Origin of the sequence: Kutzneria buriramensis, from assembly GCF_003387475.1 — a bacterium.
GTDB lineage: Bacteria > Actinomycetota > Actinomycetes > Mycobacteriales > Pseudonocardiaceae > Kutzneria > Kutzneria buriramensis.
Window position 1 is genome coordinate 20,671 of the sequence record NZ_QUNO01000005.1, and the last position, 19,500, is coordinate 40,170.

Below are 19,500 nucleotides of genomic sequence, written 5' to 3' on the forward strand. Positions count from 1 at the left end.
GGATCGTCGACGCCGACGAGATCCGCGCCGCCGTGCCCCGTCGACGGTGTTCGACGCAGTGAAGGCTGTCGGCCACCGGCATCGGCACCGACAGGCCCGGCAAGGGCGAACTCCCGCCGGAGCTGTTCGCCGACAACGGTTTGCTGACCGCTTGGCGGACGGCCGCCGCCGGCTCGCTGGTCACCGACGACCACGACCAGTGCCTCGACCACGGCGACGTCGGGACCGGCGCTCGGTCGCCGCCTCACCGGCATCGGCGCGACCGATGCCGCCGTTTCCAGCGCCGTGTGGGCGCTGCTCCGCTAGGTTCGAACGTATGATCGCAGACCTTCGCCGCTACCTCCAGGAATCCCGCGACCGGGTGGTGTCCCGGCTGGACGGCCTGAGCGAGTACGACATCCGGCGGCCCATGACACCCACCGGCACCAACCTGCTCGGCCTGGTCAAGCACCTCGCCGGCGTCGAGTTCGGCTACCTCGGCGACAGCGTCGGCCGGCCCACGCCCGTCACGATTCCCTGGTACGAGGACGGATCCGTGTGGGACGGCGCCGACATGTGGGCCACCGCCGACGAGTCCCGGGACGAGCTGCTCGACCTGTACCGACGCGCCTGGCGGCACAGCGACGAGTCCATCGAGCAGCTCGGCCTCGACGCGCCGGCCACCGTGTCCTGGTGGGCCGAGGACAAGCGGCAGACCACGCTGGGCTCCGTGCTGGTGCGCACCCTCACCGACACCGCCCAGCACGCCGGCCAGGCCGACATCATCCGGGAGACGATCGACGGCCTCGGCGGCAAGGACCAGACCGAGATGGGCGACGCCGGATACTGGGAGCGCTACGTCGCCGGCATCCAGGCCGCGGCCGACCGCCACCGGTAGTCGCTCTGCCCGAAACCGGATTTCGGGGTGACGGTGAGCGGGACTCGCGGGGGAACGTCACATGGTCCGACGTGCCGGGACGGTCGGCGACCCGGCCAATTCGGGCAAGGGCCGGAAGTCACGTCCAGCCGGCCCGCGCGGTGCTAACTTGCAGTCCGTCAGCAGCGGCCCTAGCAGGGGGTTGGACCGGTGATCGCCTCGACGCAGACGGACAGGTTCGCCGCGTATCTCCGGATGTTGAAGGACCGCAGCGGGCGGGGCTTCGACCGGTTGGGCAAGCAGGCCGGCGTGAGCGGGTCCAGCCTGCACCGGTACTGCTCGGGCCTGAGCGTGCCGACGGACTACCGGGTGGTGCACAGCTTCGCCAAGGTGTGCGGGGCCAGCGCGGACGAGTTGCGGGAGCTGCACCAGCTGTGGGCGCTCGCCGACACCGAGCGGGACTCGCCGCCGCCCCCGCCGCAGCAGGAACAGGAACCGGAGCCGGAGCCGCCCAAGGCGCGAAGATGGCTGACCTCGCGGTACGCCGTGGTCGCGGCGGTGGCGGCGGTGCTGCTCGCGGGCGGCCTGGTGTGGCTGACCCGTGCCGCCAGCAGCGCGGAGGGCCTGCCCAATCCCGATAACGGCAAGGTGCTGTTCTCGGCCGGCTGCCAGTCCACGGTCAGCATGGGCGAGCACGACGAGTGCGTGAACGAGGTGCAGTCGCTGCTGGTCAAGGCCCATACGACGATGTCGGTGGACAGCGACTTCGGCCCGGAGACGCTGCGCAAGGTGACGGCGTTCCAGGTGCTGGCCGGGCTGCCGCCGAAGGGCGTGGTGGACCCGCCCACCAAGGAGGCGCTGTACGCCGGCAACGTGTCCATGGCGACCTGGCCGCAGCAGCAGGTGGAGCAGAAGATCCGCGCGGTGTTCACGGAGGCCCCGGACACGGCGGTGGCGATCGCCCGCTGCGCGTCCTTCCTCGACCCGCTCTACGTGCTGCCCAACACCAACGGCAGCCGCAACTGGGGCGTCTTCCAGATCTCCGACCTGCGCCTGCACCAGTACGGCGGCACGCCGCGCACGGCGTTCGACCCGGCGTGGAACATCGAGACGGCGCACAAGCTGTGGGCCGTGAACCACGACTTCCACGACTGGCCGTCCTGCCAGGCGGCGCTGACCTCGTCGCCGACGCCCACGCCCTAGGGCAGAGCCCAGAGCAAAGAGCCGGAGCAAAGACACAGGGCAGAGCCGGAAGCCGTCCCCAGCGCGGCTTCCGGCTACCCCCGGTTCAGGTCAGATCGTGCCGTCCTCCCACCACCACGCGCGGCCCAGGTCGGCCCGCGAGTCCACGTGCTGGTGGTCGGTCTCCCACTTCTCCAGCCCGGAGAAGCCGCAGGTCTCGGCGTGCTGGTAGACGGTCTTGTTGGACACGCCGGGCACGTCCAGGTCGGCGGCGTTGCCGTAGAGGTGCATGCTGTCGCTGGCCCCGCCGATGTCCTTGTTGTGCTGGATGGAGCGGAAGCCGGAGTTCACCGTGATCGGCTTGTCGCCGAGCTTCTTGCGCAGCGCCTCCAGCTTGTACATGAGGCGGCGCGCGTTCTCCTTCGCGGCGGCGGCGCTCACCTTGCCGTCGTTGAAGGTGCCGCTGACCCGGTCGGTGAAGTCGCTCCAGTTGAAGTGCAGGGTGGAGCCGTCGGACTGCTCCAGCGCGTTCAGCTTGGCCTGCGTGTTCGCGCCGACCTCGCCGTCCACCAGGAGGCCGTAGGCGGCCTGGAAGCGCCTGACGGCGGCGTCCGTGCCGGGGCCGAAGTCGCCGTCGATGCCGACCCGGGTCTGGCTGGCGTGGTCGGCGGCCCAGCCGGCGACGCGGATCTGGAGCTCGGTGACGTCACTGCCGGTCATGCCCTGCTTGAGGGTGCGCGACCAGCCGTACGCCTGCGCGGTGCCGGCCAGCAGCGTCGGGGCGACCACCACGGCCGCGCCGACCGCCAGCGCGCCACGCAGCATGGACCGGCGGCTCATGGAGAGGGTCATCGTCGTCCTTTCAGAAGGCCAGCTGGAAGTGGACCAGCTGCGAGTCGGTGTCGTAGGCGTGGACGCGCAGCTTGAAGTGGGTGCCGTCCTTGACGTCGGTGGCGACGGTCAGCCACGGCGGGCCCATGGTCTGGTAGGCGTTGTCGTTGTTGCACAACGTCGTGTGGTCGACGAACACGACGCAGGCATCGAGGAACTCGCCGTTGTCGGTGGTCAGCCGCATGTTGATGTCCTTGCACCGCGAGCTGGTGGTGTACGTGCCGTACTCCACGGCCGCGGTCGAGTAGTGGTACGTCAGCGAGATCGCGCCGCCGTAGCAGCTGGTCGCCGGCTGCGCCGACGCCGGCATCGCGGTGAGCCCGAGCAGCGCGAGCGCGGCGACCAGCGCCGGCACGAGTCTGCGGATCATGGGGAACTCCGTTCCTAGAAAGCGATCTGGACCGTTGCGTCGTCGCCCTCCAGCGGCACGCCGAGCAGCACCTCGAAGCGGGTGCCGTCGAGCACGTCGGTGGCGATGGTGCGCCAGCTGCCCTTCGGGACCGTGGTCCACCGGTTGCAGTCCTGGGTGTGGTCGATGAACACCACGCACGCGTACACCTCCGCGCTGGTGCCGGCGGTCAGCCGCATGTTGATGTCCGTGCACCGACTCGACGCCGTGTAGGGGCCGAAGAAGGCGCCGTCGCCGTAGTGCAAGGTGGCGGCCCCGCCGTAGCAGCTGGTGGCGGAGGCGTGCGCCGGCACGACCATCGCGGTGGCCGCGACCAGCGCCGCGGTGGCCACCAGCGCTGCCGGCGCCCTCATCGGTTGGCCAGGCGGTCCAGGTCCGCCTGGGTGCCATTGAAGACGTCGGCGGTCGAAGGCGCCTGGAGGCCGTCGGGGACGGCGGCGTCGGTGTACTGCCACATCAGCCACGTCGACGAGCCGTTGGGCACCGGCGGGGCAGAGATGGACCGCCGGTAGTCCGCGAGCTGCATCGGATAGCCGCCGAACGCCGTGGTCGAGCCGTAGCAGTCGTCCAGGAAGGACTTCTGCGTGTAGATGATCGGCGTGCGGCCGAACGCCGCCTGCACCTTGTTCAGCCACGACTTCACGTCGGCGACGGTGCCGTAGACCGGGCAGCGGCCGGTGCCGTCGTCCATCCGCTCGAAGTCGAAGATGGGCGGCAGGTCGCCGGGGCGCTTGCCGGTGTAGCCGGTGGCGCGCACCGCCGCGATGAAGCGGTCCGCCTGGTCGCCGCCGGTGTTGGGGGCGCTGCCGGTGTAGTAGTGGTACGGCGCGACGTCCAAGCCGGCGTTGTGCGCCGCCGGCAGGTCGGTGGCCAGGAACTCGTCCGTCACGTTGGTGCCGCGCGTCGCCTTGATGGTGGCGATCTCCACGCCGGACGCCTTTACCGCCGCCCAGTTGATCGGGGCGCCGCCGGGGTGCTGGTACTTGGCGGTGTCGATGCCGTCGATGGCGTAGCCGGCCGGCCTGGGCGGCGCGCAGTACAGGTTGCGGCTGGACCAGTCGGCCAGCTTGGCCCACGTGTTGGGGCCGAGTTCGCCGTCGGCGTTGAGGTTGGCGCAGCGCTGGAAGTCCTCGACGCGGCCCTGCGTGCCGCCGCCGAAGTTGCCGTCGATCGTCAGCGGCGGGTAGTGCGTGGCGTCCATGGCCAGGTCGAGGCGGCACTGCGCCTCCTTGACGTCGGCGCCGGTCGCCCCCTGCTTCAACGTCGGCTGTGACGTGCTGTGGCCACACACCACCGCCTGCGCGGTCGTGGCGGTGCCCGTGGTGGCGCATTTGTGCGGGTGGGCCGCCCACGTGTTCAGCGCTGCCCACGTGTTCGGGCCGACGACGCCGTCCACGCCCAGGCCCGCGCACTGCTGGAACACCCGCACGCGGGCCTCCGTCGCCGGCCCGAAGCTGCCGTCCGCGCCGATCGGGGTGTAGCGGCTCGCCTTGGTGGCGAGGTTGAGCTCGCACTGGGCCTCGACGGTGTCCTCGCCCGTCGAGCCCTGGCGCAGCGTCGGCTGCGCGCTGCTGTGCCCGCAGACGGCGACGGCAGCCGATGCGGACCCCTCCGCCGCACCCGCCCATGCCGTTACGAGCAGTAGTCCCGCGAGCAGCGGGACCATGGCCCTGATGACCATCTCTTCCCCCGTGGTGAAGGGCCGGGGAGCCCCGGCGGCACGAGGCTGGCATCGGGGTCGGGACGGCGTGGGGCACTGCCACCGAGTTGGGAGGCGGGGACGTTCCGAGGCCCCTGACCTGCCGGGATGGCGGGTCGCTGGGACGGCGCTGGGACGCCGGAACTGGTGCGACAGCAATTCTCTGACTAGAGTCAGAGAATGGATTCGGACATGGTGGCGGAGGTCCGGCGGTTCAACCGCACGGTCACGCAGCGGGTGGGGGCGCTCAACGACCACTACCTCGGCGGGGATCGCTCGCTCGGCGCGTCGCGGCTGCTGTGGGAGATCGGCGACGGCCGCGACCTCCGGTCGCTGCGCGGGACGCTCGGCCTGGACTCGGGCTACCTGAGCCGGCTGCTGCGCTCGCTGGAGGCGGACGGCCTCGTGACCGTGGAGGCCGATCCGGCCGACCGGCGCGTGCGGGTGGCCCGGCTGACGGCCGCCGGCAAGACCGAGCGGAGCGCGCTGGACCGCCGCAGCGACGGCATCGCCGAGATGATCCTCGCGCCGCTGACCGAGCGTCAGCGCGAGCGGCTGGTCGCCGCGATGGCCGACGTGGAGCGGCTGCTGCGGGTCGGCATGGTGGAGGTCGAGGCGGTCGATCCCGACCACCCGGACGCGCGGTACTGCGTGCAGGCGTACTTCAAGGATCTGGCCGTGCTGTTCGAGGACGGCTTCGACGGCGACGTGGTTCTCGCGCCGGACATGGAGACGGTGCTCGTTGCCCGATTGGGCGAAGAACCGATCGGCTGCGTCGGGATGTACGAGCCGGAGCCGGGCGTCTGCGAGATGAAGCGGATGTGGGTGCACGACTCGGCCCGCGGCCTCGGCCTCGGCCGGCGACTGCTGGTCGAGCTGGAAACCCTTGCGCGGCAACGGGGTGCGACGTCGATCCGGCTGGAGACGAACCGCTCGCTGACGTCGGCGATCGCGTTGTACCGGTCCTCGGGCTTCGAGGAGGTGCCGCCGTTCAACGCGGAGCCGCACGCGCACCACTGGTTCCGCAAGCAGCTCACGTAGAACTGTCAGGGGGGCGGTGTAGGAAGAAATCGTGCTGACCGACATCGACTCCTTCATCGGGCTGCCGCGGCTGACGAGCCTGCGACTGTCCCCCGACGGCCGCCGCGCGGTGGTCGGCGTGACCACCCTCGACCGCGACAAGTCCCGCTACACCAACGCGATCTGGCAGCTCGAACCGACTCGCCGGCTGACCACCAGCGCCAAGGGCGAGGCGCTGGCGGGCTTCACGCCGTCCGGGGACCTGCTGTTCACGTCGTCGCGGCAGCGGCCGGACGGCAAGGAGGAGCCGGCGTTATGGCGGCAGCCGTCGGACGGCGGTGACGCGTGGGTGCTGGCGTCGCCGCCGGGTGGCGTGCACGGCGTGGTGGCCGCCGGCGAGGTGATCGTGTACGGGGCAGCGGTGCTGCCGTCCGGGCAGGACCCGAAGTCACGGGAGGACAAGAAGGTCACGGCGATCCTGCACGAGGAGTTCCCGGCCCGGTACTGGGACCACGACCTCGGACCGGAGCGCACCCGCCTGTTCGTGCTCGACGGCGGCGAACCCCGTGACCTCACCGGGCACGTCGGCCGCGCCCTGGACGACGAGTCGACGTGGGACCTGTCGCCGGACGGGCGGACCGTGGTGGCGACGTGGGCGGTGGCCGAGCCCAGCGGCTCGCAGCGGCACACGCTGGTGGCGATCGACGTGACCACTGGGGATCGGCGCACGCTGCTGGACGACGTCGACCACGAGTACGAGTCGCCGCGGGTGTCGCCCGACGGCCGGCGCGTGGTGGTCTGCGTGCAGGAACGGCTGACGCCGGAGGGGCCTGGCGACCGCTGGCTCGGCGTGGTGGACCTGGTCGGCGGTTCGCTGCGGCCAGTCGCCGTTCTTTGGGACCGCTGGCCCATGTCGCCGTGCTGGACGCCGGACGGGCGGGCCGTGGTCGTGTCGGCAGACGACCACGGCCGGGAGCCGCTGTGGCGGGTGGACGTCGAGACGGAGGAGGTCACGCGGCTCACCACGGACAACGGGGCGTACCGGGACTTCGCGGTGGCGCCGGACGGCTCGGTGTACGCGCTGCGGGCCGCCATCGACAGCCCGCACCTGCCCGTGCGGATCGCCGTGGACGGCTCGACGACGTGCCTGGAGAGCCCGGCGCCGCCGCCGGAGTTACCCGGCCGCCTGACGGAGGTGACGACGACCGCCGAGGACGGCACCGAGATCCGCGCCTGGCTCGCGTTACCGGCGTCGGACGGCCCGGCCCCGCTGGCCGTGCAGATCCATGGCGGGCCGGTGATGTCGGCGAAGACATGGTCGTGGCGCTGGTGCCCGTGGCTGTGGGTGGCGCGCGGCTATGCCGTGCTGCTGCCGGACTTCGCGCTGTCCACCGGCTACGGCATGGACTTCATCCGCCGCGGCTGGGGGCAGTGGGGCGGGCCGCCGTACACCGACATCATGGCGCTGGTCGACGCCGCGCAGGCCCGGCCCGAGATCGACGGCGAGCGGGCCGCCGCCCTGGGCGGGTCGTTCGGCGGCTTCATGACCAACTGGATCGCCGGGCACACCGAGCGGTTCGCCGCGATCGTGTCGCACGCGTCGATCTGGTCGCTGCCCGACTCGTCGGCCACCGGCGATCTTGCGCACTACTTCCGGCGCGAGATGACGGCGGCTGCCGCCGAGGCGAACTCGCCGCACCGGTTCGCCGACGCGATCCGCACGCCGATGCTCATCACGCACGGCGACAAGGACTACCGGGTGCCCATCTCCGAGGCGATGCGCCTGTGGTGGGACCTGTCGTCGCGGACCAAGGAGGACAACCCGCACAAGTTCCTGTACTTCCCCGACGAGAACCACTTCGTGACCGCACCGCACAACGTGCGCGTCCTGTACGAGACGGTGCTCGCCTTCCTCGACCACCACGTCCGCGGCCTCCCGTGGCGACGACCTGAACTCCTGGGGTGATCCGATGGATACACGCGCCCGGCACCTAAGCTCACTCGCATGGAGCAACGGGTACTGGGACGCACCGGCCGCGAGGTCTCCGTAGTCGGGCTGGGCACGTGGCAGCTCGGCGCGGACTGGGGTTCGGTCGACGAGAACGACGCGCTGGCCGTGCTGGAGGCGTCCGTCGAGGCCGGGGTCACCTTCTTCGACACCGCCGACGTGTACGGCGACGGGCGCAGCGAGCAGCTGATCGGCCGGTTCCTGCGGGAGCGCCCGGACGCGGGCGTGGTCGTGGCGACCAAGATGGGCCGGCGCGAGCCGCAGGAGGTGCAGCGCTACAACCTGGACAACTTCCGCCGGTGGAACGACCGGTCGCGGGCCAACCTGGGCGTGGACACCCTGGACCTGGTCCAGCTGCACTGCCCGCCGACCGCGGCCTACGCCACCGACTCGGTGTTCGACGCGCTGGACACCCTGGTCGAGGAGGGCCGGATCGCCTCGTACGGGGTGAGCGTGGAGACCGTGGACGAGGCGCTGACCGCCATCGCCCGGGAACACGTCGCCAGCGTGCAGATCATCCTGAACGCGTTCCGGCTCAAGCCGCTGGAGCGGGTGCTGCCGGCGGCCGCCGCGGCCGGCGTCGGCATCATCGCGCGGGTGCCGCTCGCGTCCGGGCTGCTGTCCGGGCGGTACACGCACGAGTCCGTGTTCTCCGCCGACGACCACCGCAACTACAACCGCCGCGGCGAGGCGTTCGACGTCGGCGAGACCTTCTCCGGCGTCGACTACGACACCGGGGTCGAGGCCGCGCGCGAGTTCGCCGCCCTGGTGCCGGCCGGGGTGACGCCGGCGCAGGCCGCGCTGCGCTGGATCGTCCAGCAGCCGGGCGTCAGCACCGTGATCCCCGGCGCCCGCAACGTCGAGCAGGCCCGGGCCAACTCCGCGGCCGCCGACGTGCCCGAGCTGGACGCCGACACCCTGAAGGCGATCGCCGACCTGTACGACCGCCGCATCCGGCCGCAGGTGCACGACCGCTGGTGACGGCCCGAAACTGTCAGACCCGGTGAATAGTCTCGGCGGCATGGCTCCCTCCAGCGAGTACGCGCCGCCGAGACCCATCGCCCCGGGCGATGTCGTCGCCGCCTTCTCGCCGCACCTCGGCGAGTGGACGGCGGCGCAGATCACCCGCCTCGACCCGGGCTGGCGGACGGCCGACGTGCTCGACCTGGACTGGTCCGGCCCGGAACCGCACTCCGTCGACGACCTCGGCGACGTCGAGCCGCTCGCGCAGGCGCACCGCAGCTACGAGTGGGTGCTGCCGCGCAGTCGCAAGATCATCGGCAACCTCCCGGTGCTGCGCGACGAACCCTCGTGGACCCGGTCCCACGGCTGGGACATCGGGACAGCACTCGCCACGCGACGACGGCGGGAACGCGGCGACAACGGCCCGTTCGAGCCGTGGCGCGTCAGGTACTCCGCCGACGAGTTCGCCGCGCTCCCCGACACCGTCCGCACCGACGTCACCGTTCTCGAGATCACCGACATCGTGTCGCTCGACTGCGGCCGCGTGGTGCAACTCTTTCCCCGCCTGGACGAGCTCATGCTGACCGGCGACCTCGGCGACCTCACCTCGGCCCACCGGCTCAACGAACTTCGGTCGCTGCGCCGGATCTACGTCAGCGACCTGTTCGGCATGTCGAAAGAGGACCGGCTGCTCCCACGGCACGTTCCCGAGCTCGAGATCCTTTGCCTCGACGGCATTCCCACCGAGTACGCCGCCGCGATGCGCGCCGCGTGGCGTCCCGAGATCCCCCACGGCGTGCTCGTCGACATCACCCGCGGCCGCAAACCGGAATGGGTCGCCGAGAACCGCGACAACCCCTTGCGCGACTGGGACGGCCGCGAGCACATCTCCGACGCCCGCTACAAGAAGTCCGTCGCCCTGTACAAGGCCACCCGCCGCGCTGTGCTCGACGCCCTGGCCGGCGCGGCCGACCGCGACCGTCTCGAACACCTCGGCCGCGAGTACGGCGAGGCCTTCAACCAGCTCGACGGCCGCGTCCCGTTCATCGAGACCGAGGAACGCGAGGAACTCTTCGACGCCCTCGCCCACATCGTCGGCGATGCCGAGGACCTCGTGTGGGCCCGCGATGCCCTGTTCGAGGGCGTCGAGGCCGTGCGGAACTGGTGACTCACCCGCCGAACGCGTCCAGGTGGTCCTGTGCCCAGGTGCGAAAGCTCCGAGCGGGTCGGCCCAGGACCTGGCGCACGTCGTCGGTCACCACGGCGTTGCCACCGTCTCGTACCAGCTGAGCTCCACGGACGGCGACCTCGGCCACCGAGGCGTCGAACCCGGCCGCCAGCGTCTGTTCCCGCACCGCCTCCAACGGCACATCCACCGTCCGGATCGGGAGCCCGAGCAGCTCGGCCAGCTGCTCAACCTGGTCCGGCACGCTGATCAGGCCCGGCCCGGTGAGTGTGTACGCCACACCGTCGTGCCCGTCGCCGAGGAGTGCCTCGACCGCGACCTCCGCCACGTCGCGCGGATCGACCACGCCCTGCGCACCGGTCCCCGTCATGTTCGGCACCGGTGCACCGGCTCGAATCGCTGTGGCCCAGCGGAGTGCGTTGGAAGCAAACGAGGACGCCCGAAGCACCGTCCAGGCCAGGCCGCTGCTGGCAAGCGCTTGCTCGCCGGGGGCGTGCCAGTCGGACGGCAGGCCGATCCCGCCGCCAACAGCCGAGAGCTTCACCACCTTGCGCACCCCTCCGGTCCGGGCCGCGTCGATCATCGCCAGGTCGTGCCCCGGCACCCGCTCCCCCGGCGCCGTGAGCAGGAAGACGCTGTCCACGCCGGCAATCGCCGCGCGCAGCGACGTCGAATCGTCGAAATCGCCTTGCACCGCATCGAATCCTGCGATGCGGTCGGGGTCGCGGGTCATCGCCCGCAGCTTCGCGCCCCGCTGTGTCAGCAGCCGGAGGACCTCGCCGCCGATGGTGCCGGTGGCACCCGTAACCAAGATCATGGTCGCCAGCCTGGCAGCGGCTCGCGGTCGTTCGATAGGAAGATTCGGCACGGTTAGCCTGGGGTTGTGAACGCGTGGCGACAACTGCCGGTCCCCGCCGCCCTGCGCGGCTGGGTCGACGGCATCGACCTGCCGTCCCACCGGGGCGGCGACTCGTGCCCGATCATCCACGTTCCCGACCCGGCTACCACGCTCGTGTGGCGCGTGCGGGCCGATGGCGATGCCGCCGTGCTCGCGGCGGGTCCGCGCACGCACGCCACCTACTACGACGCCAAGGACATCCCTCGGTGCGTGCGATTCCGGCTCGCACCCGGCGCCGCCCGCGCGCTCCTCGGCATGTCCGTCGACGAGATCACCGACCGGGTCGTTCCCCTCGACGAGCTGTGGGGCCCCCTCGACCCGCGGCGCGTGGGCCGTTTGACCGCCGCACTTTCCGCTCGCGTCGAAGCGACGTCGCGCCGCGACCGCTCGACCGCTCATCTGGTCCGACGCGCCTCGATCGCCCTCGGTCGCTCGCGTGTTCCCGAGGTCGCCCGCGAGGTCGGCGTCAGCGAACGCCACCTGCGCAACGTCTTCACCCGAACCGTCGGCCTGCCGCCCCAGCAGTTCGTCCGCATCAACCGCGTCCGCGCCGTCCTTCCCCGGCTGCGCCGCGACTCCTGGGCCGGCCTCGCCGGTTCCGTCGGCTTCTACGACCAGTCGCACATGATCTCCCAGTTCCGGGCGGTCATGCACGTCACGCCGAGCGCGTTCGCCGCCGGCCGGCTGCCCACCGTCGCCTGCTAGGCGTCAGAACAGGGCCGAGGTGACCAGCTCGGTGTCGACGTAGTCGGTCATGCGGCGGATCCGGCCGTCGGCGAAGGTGGCGACGATGCAGTAGGTGTTGTTGTACGGCTTGCCGGTCACCGAGGTCGCCTCGGCGCGGGCGAGCATCACCACGTCGTCGCCCTCGGCGATGAAACGGTCGAAGGTGAAGCGGATGGGGCCGGCGAGCCGGGAGGACAGCGGCTTCAGCAGGCCGTCGATCACCTGCTGCTTGCCGACGAAGGTGCCGGACAGCGGGGTGGTGCCGATGATGGTCCACTCGACGTCGTCGGCGAGGGCGTCGAGCAGTGGCTGGGCGTCGCCGCGCGACACCTGGGCGTACACGTGCCGGAGCAGGTCCCTGTTGGTGGTCACTCCTCCGGTATACAAGCTTGGCACTGACACCGTGTGAGGGCGTAGACCGGACGCATGCTCGAGTATTACGCCACACAGAGCCGTTTCTCGGATCCGGGACGGCACGCCGACTGGCTCGACGACACCCCGGCGGACCTGCCCCGGCTGCGGGCCCCCTTCACCCCCGCGAGTCGCGCTCTGGGACACACCGAATGCAGGTTTCAGGCAGAAACGGGCCCCGGGTCTCACTCTGCACGCATCCGTAATTGTGCATTCGGTGTGTCTGAGAGCGCGACTCGCGGAGGTACCGCAGCTCAGCGGTGGGCGTGGATCAGGTAGCCGTGGCCCACGCCGGGGGTGTTGCGGGGGACTTCGGGGTAGGGCCAGCGGCCGTAGGCGGTGCCGACGGAGCCGATCAGGGACACCTCGCACGACCAGCCCCGGCGGCCGAGCAGGGATTCGGGATCGTCGGTGCCCCAACGCCAGGTCATGTCCAGCGCGGCGAACCGGTCCAGCATGGGCCTCATCGCGGCACTGTCCAGAAGGGACTGTCCGACGACGTCGAGCAGCAGTTGGCTGCCGGGCGCGGACAGGGCGGTGATCCCGTCCAACAGCCGGTCGACGTCGTCACCGCGCAGGTACTGGGTGAGCCCCTCCACCACCCACGCCGTCGTCCGCCCCGCGTCGAAGCCGGCGGCCAGCAGCGGCGAACGCCACTCGCCGGCCAGGTCGACACCCACAGAGTGCCGCACGCCGACCGGCGGGGCGGAGATGAGGGACTCCTTGAGCCCCAGCACCTCCGGCCGGTCCAGCTCGTACGTGACGGTGTCGGCCAGCGCCGGCAGTCGGTACGCCCGCGAGTCCATGCCGGCGGCGACGATCACGAGCTGCCGGGCTCCCAGCCCCGAAAGCTTGTCGTCGAGGAACTTGGTGCGCACGGCGATGGTGGAGTTGTCGCCGAACTCGGCGAGCAGCCGAAAACCCTCGGCGCCGGCGAGCCGCGAGGCGTACGGGTCGGTGAACAAGCGGTCGGGGCGCTCCGACTCGCGGGCCCGCAGCGCCGCGGTCAGCCGGCCGGTGAGGGCGACCTGGTCGAGTTGGTTCATGCCGACGAGCATGCCCACCGGCGACGGAACAGGCCATCCAGCGAGCCACAGGAGACGGATTCCGAAGTCGAAGTAGCCTGTGCTGGTGGATTCACTCGACCGGCAGCTGGTGCACGCGCTGTCCGTCGACGGCCGCGCGCCGTTCAGCCGGATCGCCCAGGCCCTGGACCGCTCCGACCGCACGATCGCGACCCGCTACCACCACCTGCGCGCGCAGGGAATGCGCGTGGTGGGGGTGGTCAACGCCAAGAAGGTCGGCCACGTCGACTGGCTGGTACGGATCCGCTGTGCCCCCGACGCGGCCAAGGCCATCGCGCAGGCACTGTCGCGCCGCGATGACACGAGCTGGGTGGCGATCCTGTCCGGCGGCACCGAGATCACGTGCATCACCCGCGTCCGCACCGGCGACGACCACCTGCTGCTGGAACGCCTGGCCCGCACGCCGCGGATCAACGGAGTGACGGCGTACTGCATGCTCCGCGACCTGGCCGGGGTCGGCGGCTGGCCGGGACGGGTGTCCTCGCTGACGTCCAACCAGATCGCGGCGGTCACGCCGGAAGCAACCGAATCCAACCCGGTCGGGGAATTGACCGACGCCGACTGGGCCCTGTTCACGGCGCTGGCGGTCGACGGCCGCACCACGTATCCGCGGCTGGCCGCGGTGACCGGCTGGTCGGAGTCGACGGTTCGCAGACGGCTGGCGGACGTGCGAACCGAGGGCGTCCTGTTCTTCGACGTCGACCTCGACCCGGCCCGGTTCGGCTACGGCTGCCAGGCGGTCGTCTGGCTGACGGTGGCCCCGGCCGGACTGAACACCGTCGCGCAAACGCTTGCCAGCCACGTGGAGGTCGCCTTCGCCGCAGCCACGACCGGCGCCAGCAACATCGTCGCCTTCGTCGTCGTCACGGACCTCGACGCCCTCTACGACTACCTGGCGGCCCGGGTCGGCAGCCTGCCGGGCGTCCTCCAGGTCGAGACCTCGCTGCTGGGAAGACAGGTGAAATCCGCCGGCCGAACCATGTAGAGAACCGCGGATCGGCTCCGACCACTGCGCAGCACCCGCACGAGAGGAGACGCCGTGAACAAGGTGGTCGGAGCCGAGGAGTGGCTGGCCGCACGCAAGGAGTTGCAGGTCCGCGAGGAGGAGCTGGCGGCCGCGCACGCGGCGGTCCGCGACGCCCGCCGGCAGCTGCCGATGGTCCGTGTCAACAAGGACTACACGTTCGACGACGGCGAGAAGACCCTGCTGGACCTGTTCGCGGGCCGCCGGCAGCTCATCGTCTACCACTTCATGTTCGACCCCAGCTGGGACCAGGGCTGCAAGTGGTGTTCGTACCTGGTCGACAACATCGGGCACATGTCGCACCTGCACGTCCGCGACACGACGCTGGCCATCGTGTCCCGCGCGCCGATCGGCAAGATCCTGCCCTTCCGGGCACGAATGGGCTGGACGCTGCCCTGGTACTCGTCGTTCGGCACCGACTTCAACCGCGATTTCCGCGCCACACTGGACGAATCGGGCGAGCGGGGCGGCGCCAGCGTGTTCGTTCGGGAAGGGGACACGGTCTTCCACAGCTATTCCGCCTATGACGAGGCGCTGGCCCTCGTGCACACCGCCGACAACTACCTCGATCTCACCCCTTTGGGGGCAGAGTTCGACGACTTCCGTTGGCTGCGTCACCACGACAAGTACTGACCAGTCCCAGATGGACTGATCTACCATGGCGGACATCGGGGGGTCGCCATGGACTGGGAGATCACGGTGCACGGGCCGCCCGGCGCACGGCACACGGTGCTGCTGTTGCCGGGCGGGCTGTCCACCGCCGAGTTCTACGCCGAGGTCGCGGCGCAACCCACGCTCGCGGACATCCGGCTGGTGGCGGCCACGCTGCCCGGACACGGCGGTTCCCCGCCGCCCGACGATCCCACCGTCGAGGCGTGCGCGCGGGCCGCCGCGAAGCTGGCCGCCGACTACGGCAGCGATGTCGTCGTCGGCTACAGCATGGGCGCCAACGTCGCCCTGGAGATGGCCGCCACCGAGGGCTTCACCGGTCCGATCGTCCTGCTGGCCCCCAGTTTCTCGACGCCCGACGAGATGCTGACGCTGCGCGTGCTCGACCGGTTGGCACTGGTGCTGGGCCACCTGCCGTACGCGGCGATGCTGGGATTCACGGATGTGGCGCTGAATGCGGCCCGGGTGCCGCCGGAACGGCGAAACGTGCTCGGAAGAGAGGTCCGGAAGAACAATCCGCGACAGTTGCGGCGGCTATTCCGCGCATACCTGCATTACCTTCGGGTGCACGGGTCCGTCGCCGAACGGCTGTGCGCGGCGGGCGTGCCGGCCTGGGTGGTGCACGCCGAACGTGGCGACGGCGGACTCACCGCGGCCGAGCGCCGCACCCTGACCGCCTGTCCCCACACCACGGTGGTGACCGTGCCGGGCACGAGTTGGTTCCTGCCCAACGAGAAGCCCGAGCTGGTCGCCGACCTGATCCTCGGAGCGCTGCCTTGACCGACCCCGTGACCGTTGTCGACGCGATGGAGCGGATGTCCGGGCTGCGCCCCGGATTCCGCCGGGCGCACGCCCTCGGCCGCTGTTTCGACGCCGTGTTCACCCCGTCCGGCGCCGCCGCCGCGTACACCACGGCCGCGCACCTGCGGTCCGATCCGACGCCGGCAATCGTTCGCTTCTCCAACACCGCGGGCGATCCGGCCGAGCCGGACGGCGGCGCGACGGTGGTCCGGGGCATGGCCGTGAAGTTCCTGTCGCCGGAGACGGACCTGGTGTCCCTCAACGTGCCGGTGTTCATGGCGTCGACGCCGGCGAAGTTCCTGGACATGACCCGCGCGCTGACCGACAAGCCGAAGGACAGCGCGGAGCGGGCCGCGGCGGTGATCGCGTTCATCACCGCGAACCCCGAGTCCGGCCACGCCTTCCAGGAGGCCGCGGCCATTCCCGTCCCGGAAAGCTACGCGACGGTGCGGTTCTGGGCGCAGCACGCGTTCGTGTGGGTCGGGCCGGACGGCACGCGCCGGTTCGTCCGGTACCGCTGGGAACCGGAGACCGTACGGCACCTGACGGCCGCGGACACCGTCGGCTGGGGACCGGGGCACCTCAACGACGAACTGGTCGACCGCCTGGGCGGCGGCCCGGTCTCGTTCGCGCTGAAGGTGCAGTTCGCCGGCCCGGAGGACCCGACCGACGACCCGACGCAGGCCTGGCCGGCCGACACCCCGGAGATCGACGCCGGCCGGCTGGAGATCGTGAAACCGGTGTCGGACCAGGAGTTCTGGGACGGCGCGGTGTTCGACCCGACCCGGCTGGCCGACGGCATCGAGCTGTCCGACGATCCCGTGCTGGCGTACCGGAAGCGGGCGTACGCGGAGGGCCACCGGCGTCGCTCGGCTGGTCAGTAGTTGTCCACTGTGGAGCGAGCCGGCTGCGGTACGCTGACTCCATGCGCGAGACCCGCATCCTGGACGTGGCGGCCGAGGTGTTCGCGACGCAGGGCCTGTCGGCCACCCTAGCCGACGTCGCCAAGCAGGCCGACGTGGGCGTGGCCACCGTGTACCGGTGGTTCGCCAGCAAGGACGACCTGCTGCACCGGGTGTACGCCGCCCGGCTGGCCGAGGCCGAGGAGTTCGCGCGCGTCGCGGCCGCGGCGGACGACCCGTGGACCGGGGTCGCCGCCTTCCTCGAGCGCACCGCCGTGGACATCGCGTCCGACAAGGGCTGGCACGAGCTGCTCGGCGGCACCCACGCCGAGATCCTGGGCGTGTCCCGGACGGGCCTGGCCGAGCTGGTCGAGGGCGCCCAGCGCCGCATCGGCGAGCACATCGCCGTGCTGGTGCGGCGGGCCAAGGAGGCCGGCCAGCTGCGGGCGGACTTCGAGCCGTCGGACCTGATGCCGCTGGCGCTGTCCGTGCAGGCCGCGGGCGACCTGCACCGGCGGGCCGTCGGCTTCCTGCTGGACGGCCTGCGGGTGGCGCGGGACTGCCCGAGCACGCTGCCGCCGCCGCGGGTGTCCGACGACCAGGATTCGGCGGTGCTGGGCCGGATGCGGCGCGTGGACGCGCGCCCGCCGTTGCGCGGCAGGGACTCCCCGTCGCAGCTGGACGTGATCGTGCGGACGGCGCTGGAGCTGCTGGACGAGTCCGGTTTCGACGCCGTGACGCTGCGGGCGGTGGCGGCGCGCATCGGGGTGCGGCTGAACACCGTGTCCTGGCACGTGAAGACCAAGGCGCGGCTGCACGACCTGATGGCGGACGCGGTGCTGGCCGAGATCGACCTGGACGGGCTGCCGGCGGACTGGCGGGAGCGGGTGAGCGCGCTGGCGCACCGCTACCGCCGGGCCCTGCTGTCGCACCGGGACGGCGGGCGGCTGGTCGCCGGCACGTTCGGCGCCGAGCCGGCGACGCTGGCCGCGGCGGAAACCCTGGTGTCGGCGCTGTTGGACGGCGGGCTGCCCGCGCCGGCGGCGGCGTGGACGTGCTGGACGATCATCTACTTCACGCTGGGGCTGGTGCAGGAGGAGCAGGGCACCCCGGGCGCGCTGGCCGGCGAGGTGGTCGGCGCCGGGCGGTTCCCATCGCTGGCGCTGGTGCTGCCGCACCTCACCGACACCGAGTACGAGACCCGGTTCCGCTTCGGCCTGGACCTCATCCTCGCCTCAGCCGCCCAACCCTCGCACGCCTGACGGCGCTCGTTCATGCAGGGAAGGACGCCTTACCCTCGTTCAACGCAGTGAAGGCGTCCTTCCCTGCATCAGCGGCGGGTCAGCGGCGGGTGTAGCGGTGCTTGACGCCTACCGGGAAGTACTCGGGGTCGCCGGCCGGCCGTAGTTCGACCTCGGGCAGCTGGCGCTCCGCCGGGACGTAGTGCGCGAACTCGCTGTTGAGCCGGAGCAGCTGGTCCCGGATCGAGGCCGCCACGGTCGCCGCGTCGCCGGACTTGCCCGGCGCGAGCTCGACCGTGACCCGCAGCCGGCGGTCGCGGTTGTCGTCCTCGACGGCCTCCAGCACGAACTTGCCCGTCACGAAGTCGCTGATGCCGGGCTGTTCCAGGCCGACGGTCACGTTCTCCGGATAGACGTTGGCCCCGAAGAACGACACCGTGAACAGCGACCGCCCGAACACGAAGACGAACGGCAGGCTGTCGCCTGCCGGTGGCGTGAAACCGTTGCGCCGGCAGAAGTCCAGCATCTCGGCGTGACCGATCACGCCGCCCTCGTCGGCTATGTGGTAGCGGATCAGCGGAATCCCGTTGTCGCCGCTGAAGAGCAGCGTGCCCTCGTGCGTCTCGAAGTACCGGCTGGCCGGGTCGTACTGGACGAGCGTCGGCAGCCGGGAGTCGCCGAACAGCTCCCGCGCGAGGTCCGGGCGGCCGGCGAGAAACCGGCGGATGCTCACGGACAGCGCCGTCTCGTTGCCGAGCACGCCGGCGTCGGCCGTGCCGTACAGGGAGGCGACGTGCCTGACCGGGTCCGCGATGCTCGCCCGCCGCGACACCAGGTCGCGCCACTCCTCGCTGAACACCTCCCCGGCCAGCACCAGCTTGACGTCGTGCCGATCCCAGTGTTCGCCGCTGTCGATCACGTCCTTCACGAACGGCGGATAGCCCAGCAGCACTGTCTGGTCGAAGTGCGGCGCCAGCTCCGGGATCACGCGCAGGATCTCCGCCTTGTTGTTGCCGGGGGCGACCGAGGTGATGCGGTAGCCCTTGGCCGCCAGGTGCCGCACGCACGCCAGCGTGAACAGGCCGCCCACCCAGGTGCCGAGCGGGAAGCAGACCACCGCCAGGGTGGTCTTGTCCCGTGCGTCGAAACCGTCGCGGAAGATCTGTTCGAACCGGCGGGCGATGTGCAGCTCGTCGGTGACCGAGCGGGGCCAGATCGTCGGCTCGCCGCTCGACCCCGACGACACGGCGATCATGTCGCAGCCGTCCAGCCGGCCGTCGCGGCACAGCTCCGGCAGCGGGTAGCGGCGGTGGTAGGAGTTCTTGTCCAGCAGCGGGAGGCCGCCGAAGTCGGTCACCTCCGCCGGATCGATCCCGCGCTCGGCGAGGAACTTCCGGTACGCCGGCACGGTCGCGGCGACGTCCCGGAAGAGGTCCATCGGCCGCATCGCCGGCGGCCGGTCCGCCGCGAAGTCCCGCAGCGCGTCGATCACCCGGTCGTTATTCACGGGAACGACCCTACCGGCCGGG

General features: G+C 71.2%; 20 protein-coding genes. 12 read left to right on the top strand and 8 right to left on the bottom strand.

Features of this window, described 5'->3' with window-relative positions; genetic code table 11:
* Positions 1–316 precede the first annotated feature (316 nt).
* Both BCF44_RS15370 and BCF44_RS15375 read left to right on the top strand, forming a co-directional pair.
* A complete protein-coding gene (locus BCF44_RS15370) occupies positions 317–877 on the top strand; it encodes a DinB family protein (RefSeq protein ID WP_116174983.1) in 561 nt (186 codons plus the stop codon).
* A gap of 189 nt (positions 878–1,066) precedes the next feature.
* On the top strand, positions 1,067–2,059 hold the full coding sequence (locus tag BCF44_RS15375; protein ID WP_116174984.1) for a helix-turn-helix domain-containing protein: 993 nt from the start codon (positions 1,067–1,069) through the stop codon (positions 2,057–2,059).
* A 90-nt stretch (positions 2,060–2,149) separates the two neighbouring features.
* Here the strand turns inward: BCF44_RS15375 and BCF44_RS15380 are convergent, their stop codons facing one another.
* From BCF44_RS15380 to BCF44_RS15395, 4 genes are read right to left on the bottom strand one after another with little or no spacing between them, the layout of a single operon-like run.
* Positions 2,150–2,890: a D-Ala-D-Ala carboxypeptidase family metallohydrolase gene (locus BCF44_RS15380; RefSeq protein WP_246015109.1), complete on the bottom strand. Its 741-nt coding sequence runs from the start codon at positions 2,888–2,890 to the stop codon at positions 2,150–2,152.
* Between the two features lie 10 nt (positions 2,891–2,900).
* Complete coding sequence (locus tag BCF44_RS15385; RefSeq protein ID WP_116174986.1) at positions 2,901–3,299, bottom strand: hypothetical protein; 399 nt, start codon at positions 3,297–3,299, stop codon at positions 2,901–2,903.
* 14 nt (positions 3,300–3,313) lie between these two features.
* Positions 3,314–3,691: a hypothetical protein gene (locus tag BCF44_RS15390; protein WP_116174987.1), complete on the bottom strand. Its 378-nt coding sequence runs from the start codon at positions 3,689–3,691 to the stop codon at positions 3,314–3,316.
* Entirely contained in the window at positions 3,688–5,019 is a 1,332-nt protein-coding gene (locus BCF44_RS15395; protein ID WP_246015112.1) for a GH25 family lysozyme, read from the bottom strand. Before BCF44_RS15395 ends, BCF44_RS15390 begins: the two co-directional genes overlap by 4 nt.
* 198 nt (positions 5,020–5,217) lie before the next feature.
* On the opposite strand from BCF44_RS15395, the gene BCF44_RS15400 reads away from it, so the two are divergent.
* Genes BCF44_RS15400 through BCF44_RS15415 form a run of 4 tightly spaced genes read left to right on the top strand, consistent with a single transcriptional unit; the run spans position 5,218 to position 10,196 of the window.
* Positions 5,218–6,078, top strand: coding sequence for a bifunctional helix-turn-helix transcriptional regulator/GNAT family N-acetyltransferase (locus tag BCF44_RS15400; protein ID WP_116174988.1), 861 nt, complete (start codon positions 5,218–5,220; stop codon positions 6,076–6,078).
* A gap of 31 nt (positions 6,079–6,109) precedes the next feature.
* Positions 6,110–8,023, top strand: coding sequence for a S9 family peptidase (locus tag BCF44_RS15405; RefSeq protein ID WP_246015114.1), 1,914 nt, complete (start codon positions 6,110–6,112; stop codon positions 8,021–8,023).
* A 39-nt stretch (positions 8,024–8,062) separates the two neighbouring features.
* Positions 8,063–9,046: an aldo/keto reductase gene (locus BCF44_RS15410; protein WP_116174990.1), complete on the top strand. Its 984-nt coding sequence runs from the start codon at positions 8,063–8,065 to the stop codon at positions 9,044–9,046.
* A 40-nt stretch (positions 9,047–9,086) separates the two neighbouring features.
* On the top strand, positions 9,087–10,196 hold the full coding sequence (locus tag BCF44_RS15415) for a hypothetical protein (protein WP_116174991.1): 1,110 nt from the start codon (positions 9,087–9,089) through the stop codon (positions 10,194–10,196).
* A 1-nt stretch (position 10,197) separates the two neighbouring features.
* On the opposite strand, the gene BCF44_RS15420 is transcribed toward BCF44_RS15415, so the two are convergent.
* On the bottom strand, positions 10,198–11,031 hold the full coding sequence (locus BCF44_RS15420; RefSeq protein WP_116174992.1) for an NAD(P)H-binding protein: 834 nt from the start codon (positions 11,029–11,031) through the stop codon (positions 10,198–10,200).
* A gap of 66 nt (positions 11,032–11,097) precedes the next feature.
* Here BCF44_RS15420 and BCF44_RS15425 point away from each other — a divergent pair, with 66 nt between their 5' ends.
* The gene (locus BCF44_RS15425; protein WP_116174993.1) at positions 11,098–11,817 is read left to right on the top strand and encodes a helix-turn-helix domain-containing protein; all 720 of its coding nucleotides are present in this window, start codon (positions 11,098–11,100) and stop codon (positions 11,815–11,817) included.
* A 3-nt stretch (positions 11,818–11,820) separates the two neighbouring features.
* Here BCF44_RS15425 and BCF44_RS15430 read toward each other — a convergent pair whose 3' ends face one another.
* Both BCF44_RS15430 and BCF44_RS15435 read right to left on the bottom strand, forming a co-directional pair.
* The gene (locus BCF44_RS15430) at positions 11,821–12,210 is read right to left on the bottom strand and encodes a nuclear transport factor 2 family protein (protein WP_170217545.1); all 390 of its coding nucleotides are present in this window, start codon (positions 12,208–12,210) and stop codon (positions 11,821–11,823) included.
* A 293-nt stretch (positions 12,211–12,503) separates the two neighbouring features.
* On the bottom strand, positions 12,504–13,295 hold the full coding sequence (locus tag BCF44_RS15435) for an SAM-dependent methyltransferase (protein ID WP_246015116.1): 792 nt from the start codon (positions 13,293–13,295) through the stop codon (positions 12,504–12,506).
* An 85-nt stretch (positions 13,296–13,380) separates the two neighbouring features.
* Between BCF44_RS15435 and BCF44_RS15440 the strand changes: the two genes are divergently transcribed.
* The 5 genes from BCF44_RS15440 to BCF44_RS15460 are packed head-to-tail and all read left to right on the top strand — an operon-like array spanning position 13,381 to position 17,992.
* Positions 13,381–14,319, top strand: coding sequence for an Lrp/AsnC family transcriptional regulator (locus BCF44_RS15440; protein ID WP_211353037.1), 939 nt, complete (start codon positions 13,381–13,383; stop codon positions 14,317–14,319).
* A gap of 54 nt (positions 14,320–14,373) precedes the next feature.
* Entirely contained in the window at positions 14,374–14,991 is a 618-nt protein-coding gene (locus tag BCF44_RS15445) for a DUF899 domain-containing protein (RefSeq protein WP_116174996.1), read from the top strand.
* Between the two features lie 48 nt (positions 14,992–15,039).
* Positions 15,040–15,807, top strand: coding sequence for an alpha/beta fold hydrolase (locus tag BCF44_RS15450; RefSeq protein ID WP_116174997.1), 768 nt, complete (start codon positions 15,040–15,042; stop codon positions 15,805–15,807).
* Entirely contained in the window at positions 15,804–16,712 is a 909-nt protein-coding gene (locus BCF44_RS15455; RefSeq protein ID WP_147328497.1) for a catalase, read from the top strand. Before BCF44_RS15450 ends, BCF44_RS15455 begins: the two co-directional genes overlap by 4 nt.
* Positions 16,713–16,753: 41 nt before the next feature.
* Positions 16,754–17,992: a TetR/AcrR family transcriptional regulator gene (locus BCF44_RS15460; protein WP_116174999.1), complete on the top strand. Its 1,239-nt coding sequence runs from the start codon at positions 16,754–16,756 to the stop codon at positions 17,990–17,992.
* Positions 17,993–18,071: 79 nt separating this feature from the next.
* Here BCF44_RS15460 and BCF44_RS15465 read toward each other — a convergent pair whose 3' ends face one another.
* The gene (locus BCF44_RS15465) at positions 18,072–19,478 is read right to left on the bottom strand and encodes a phenylacetate--CoA ligase family protein (RefSeq protein ID WP_170217546.1); all 1,407 of its coding nucleotides are present in this window, start codon (positions 19,476–19,478) and stop codon (positions 18,072–18,074) included.
* Positions 19,479–19,500 lie beyond the last annotated feature (22 nt).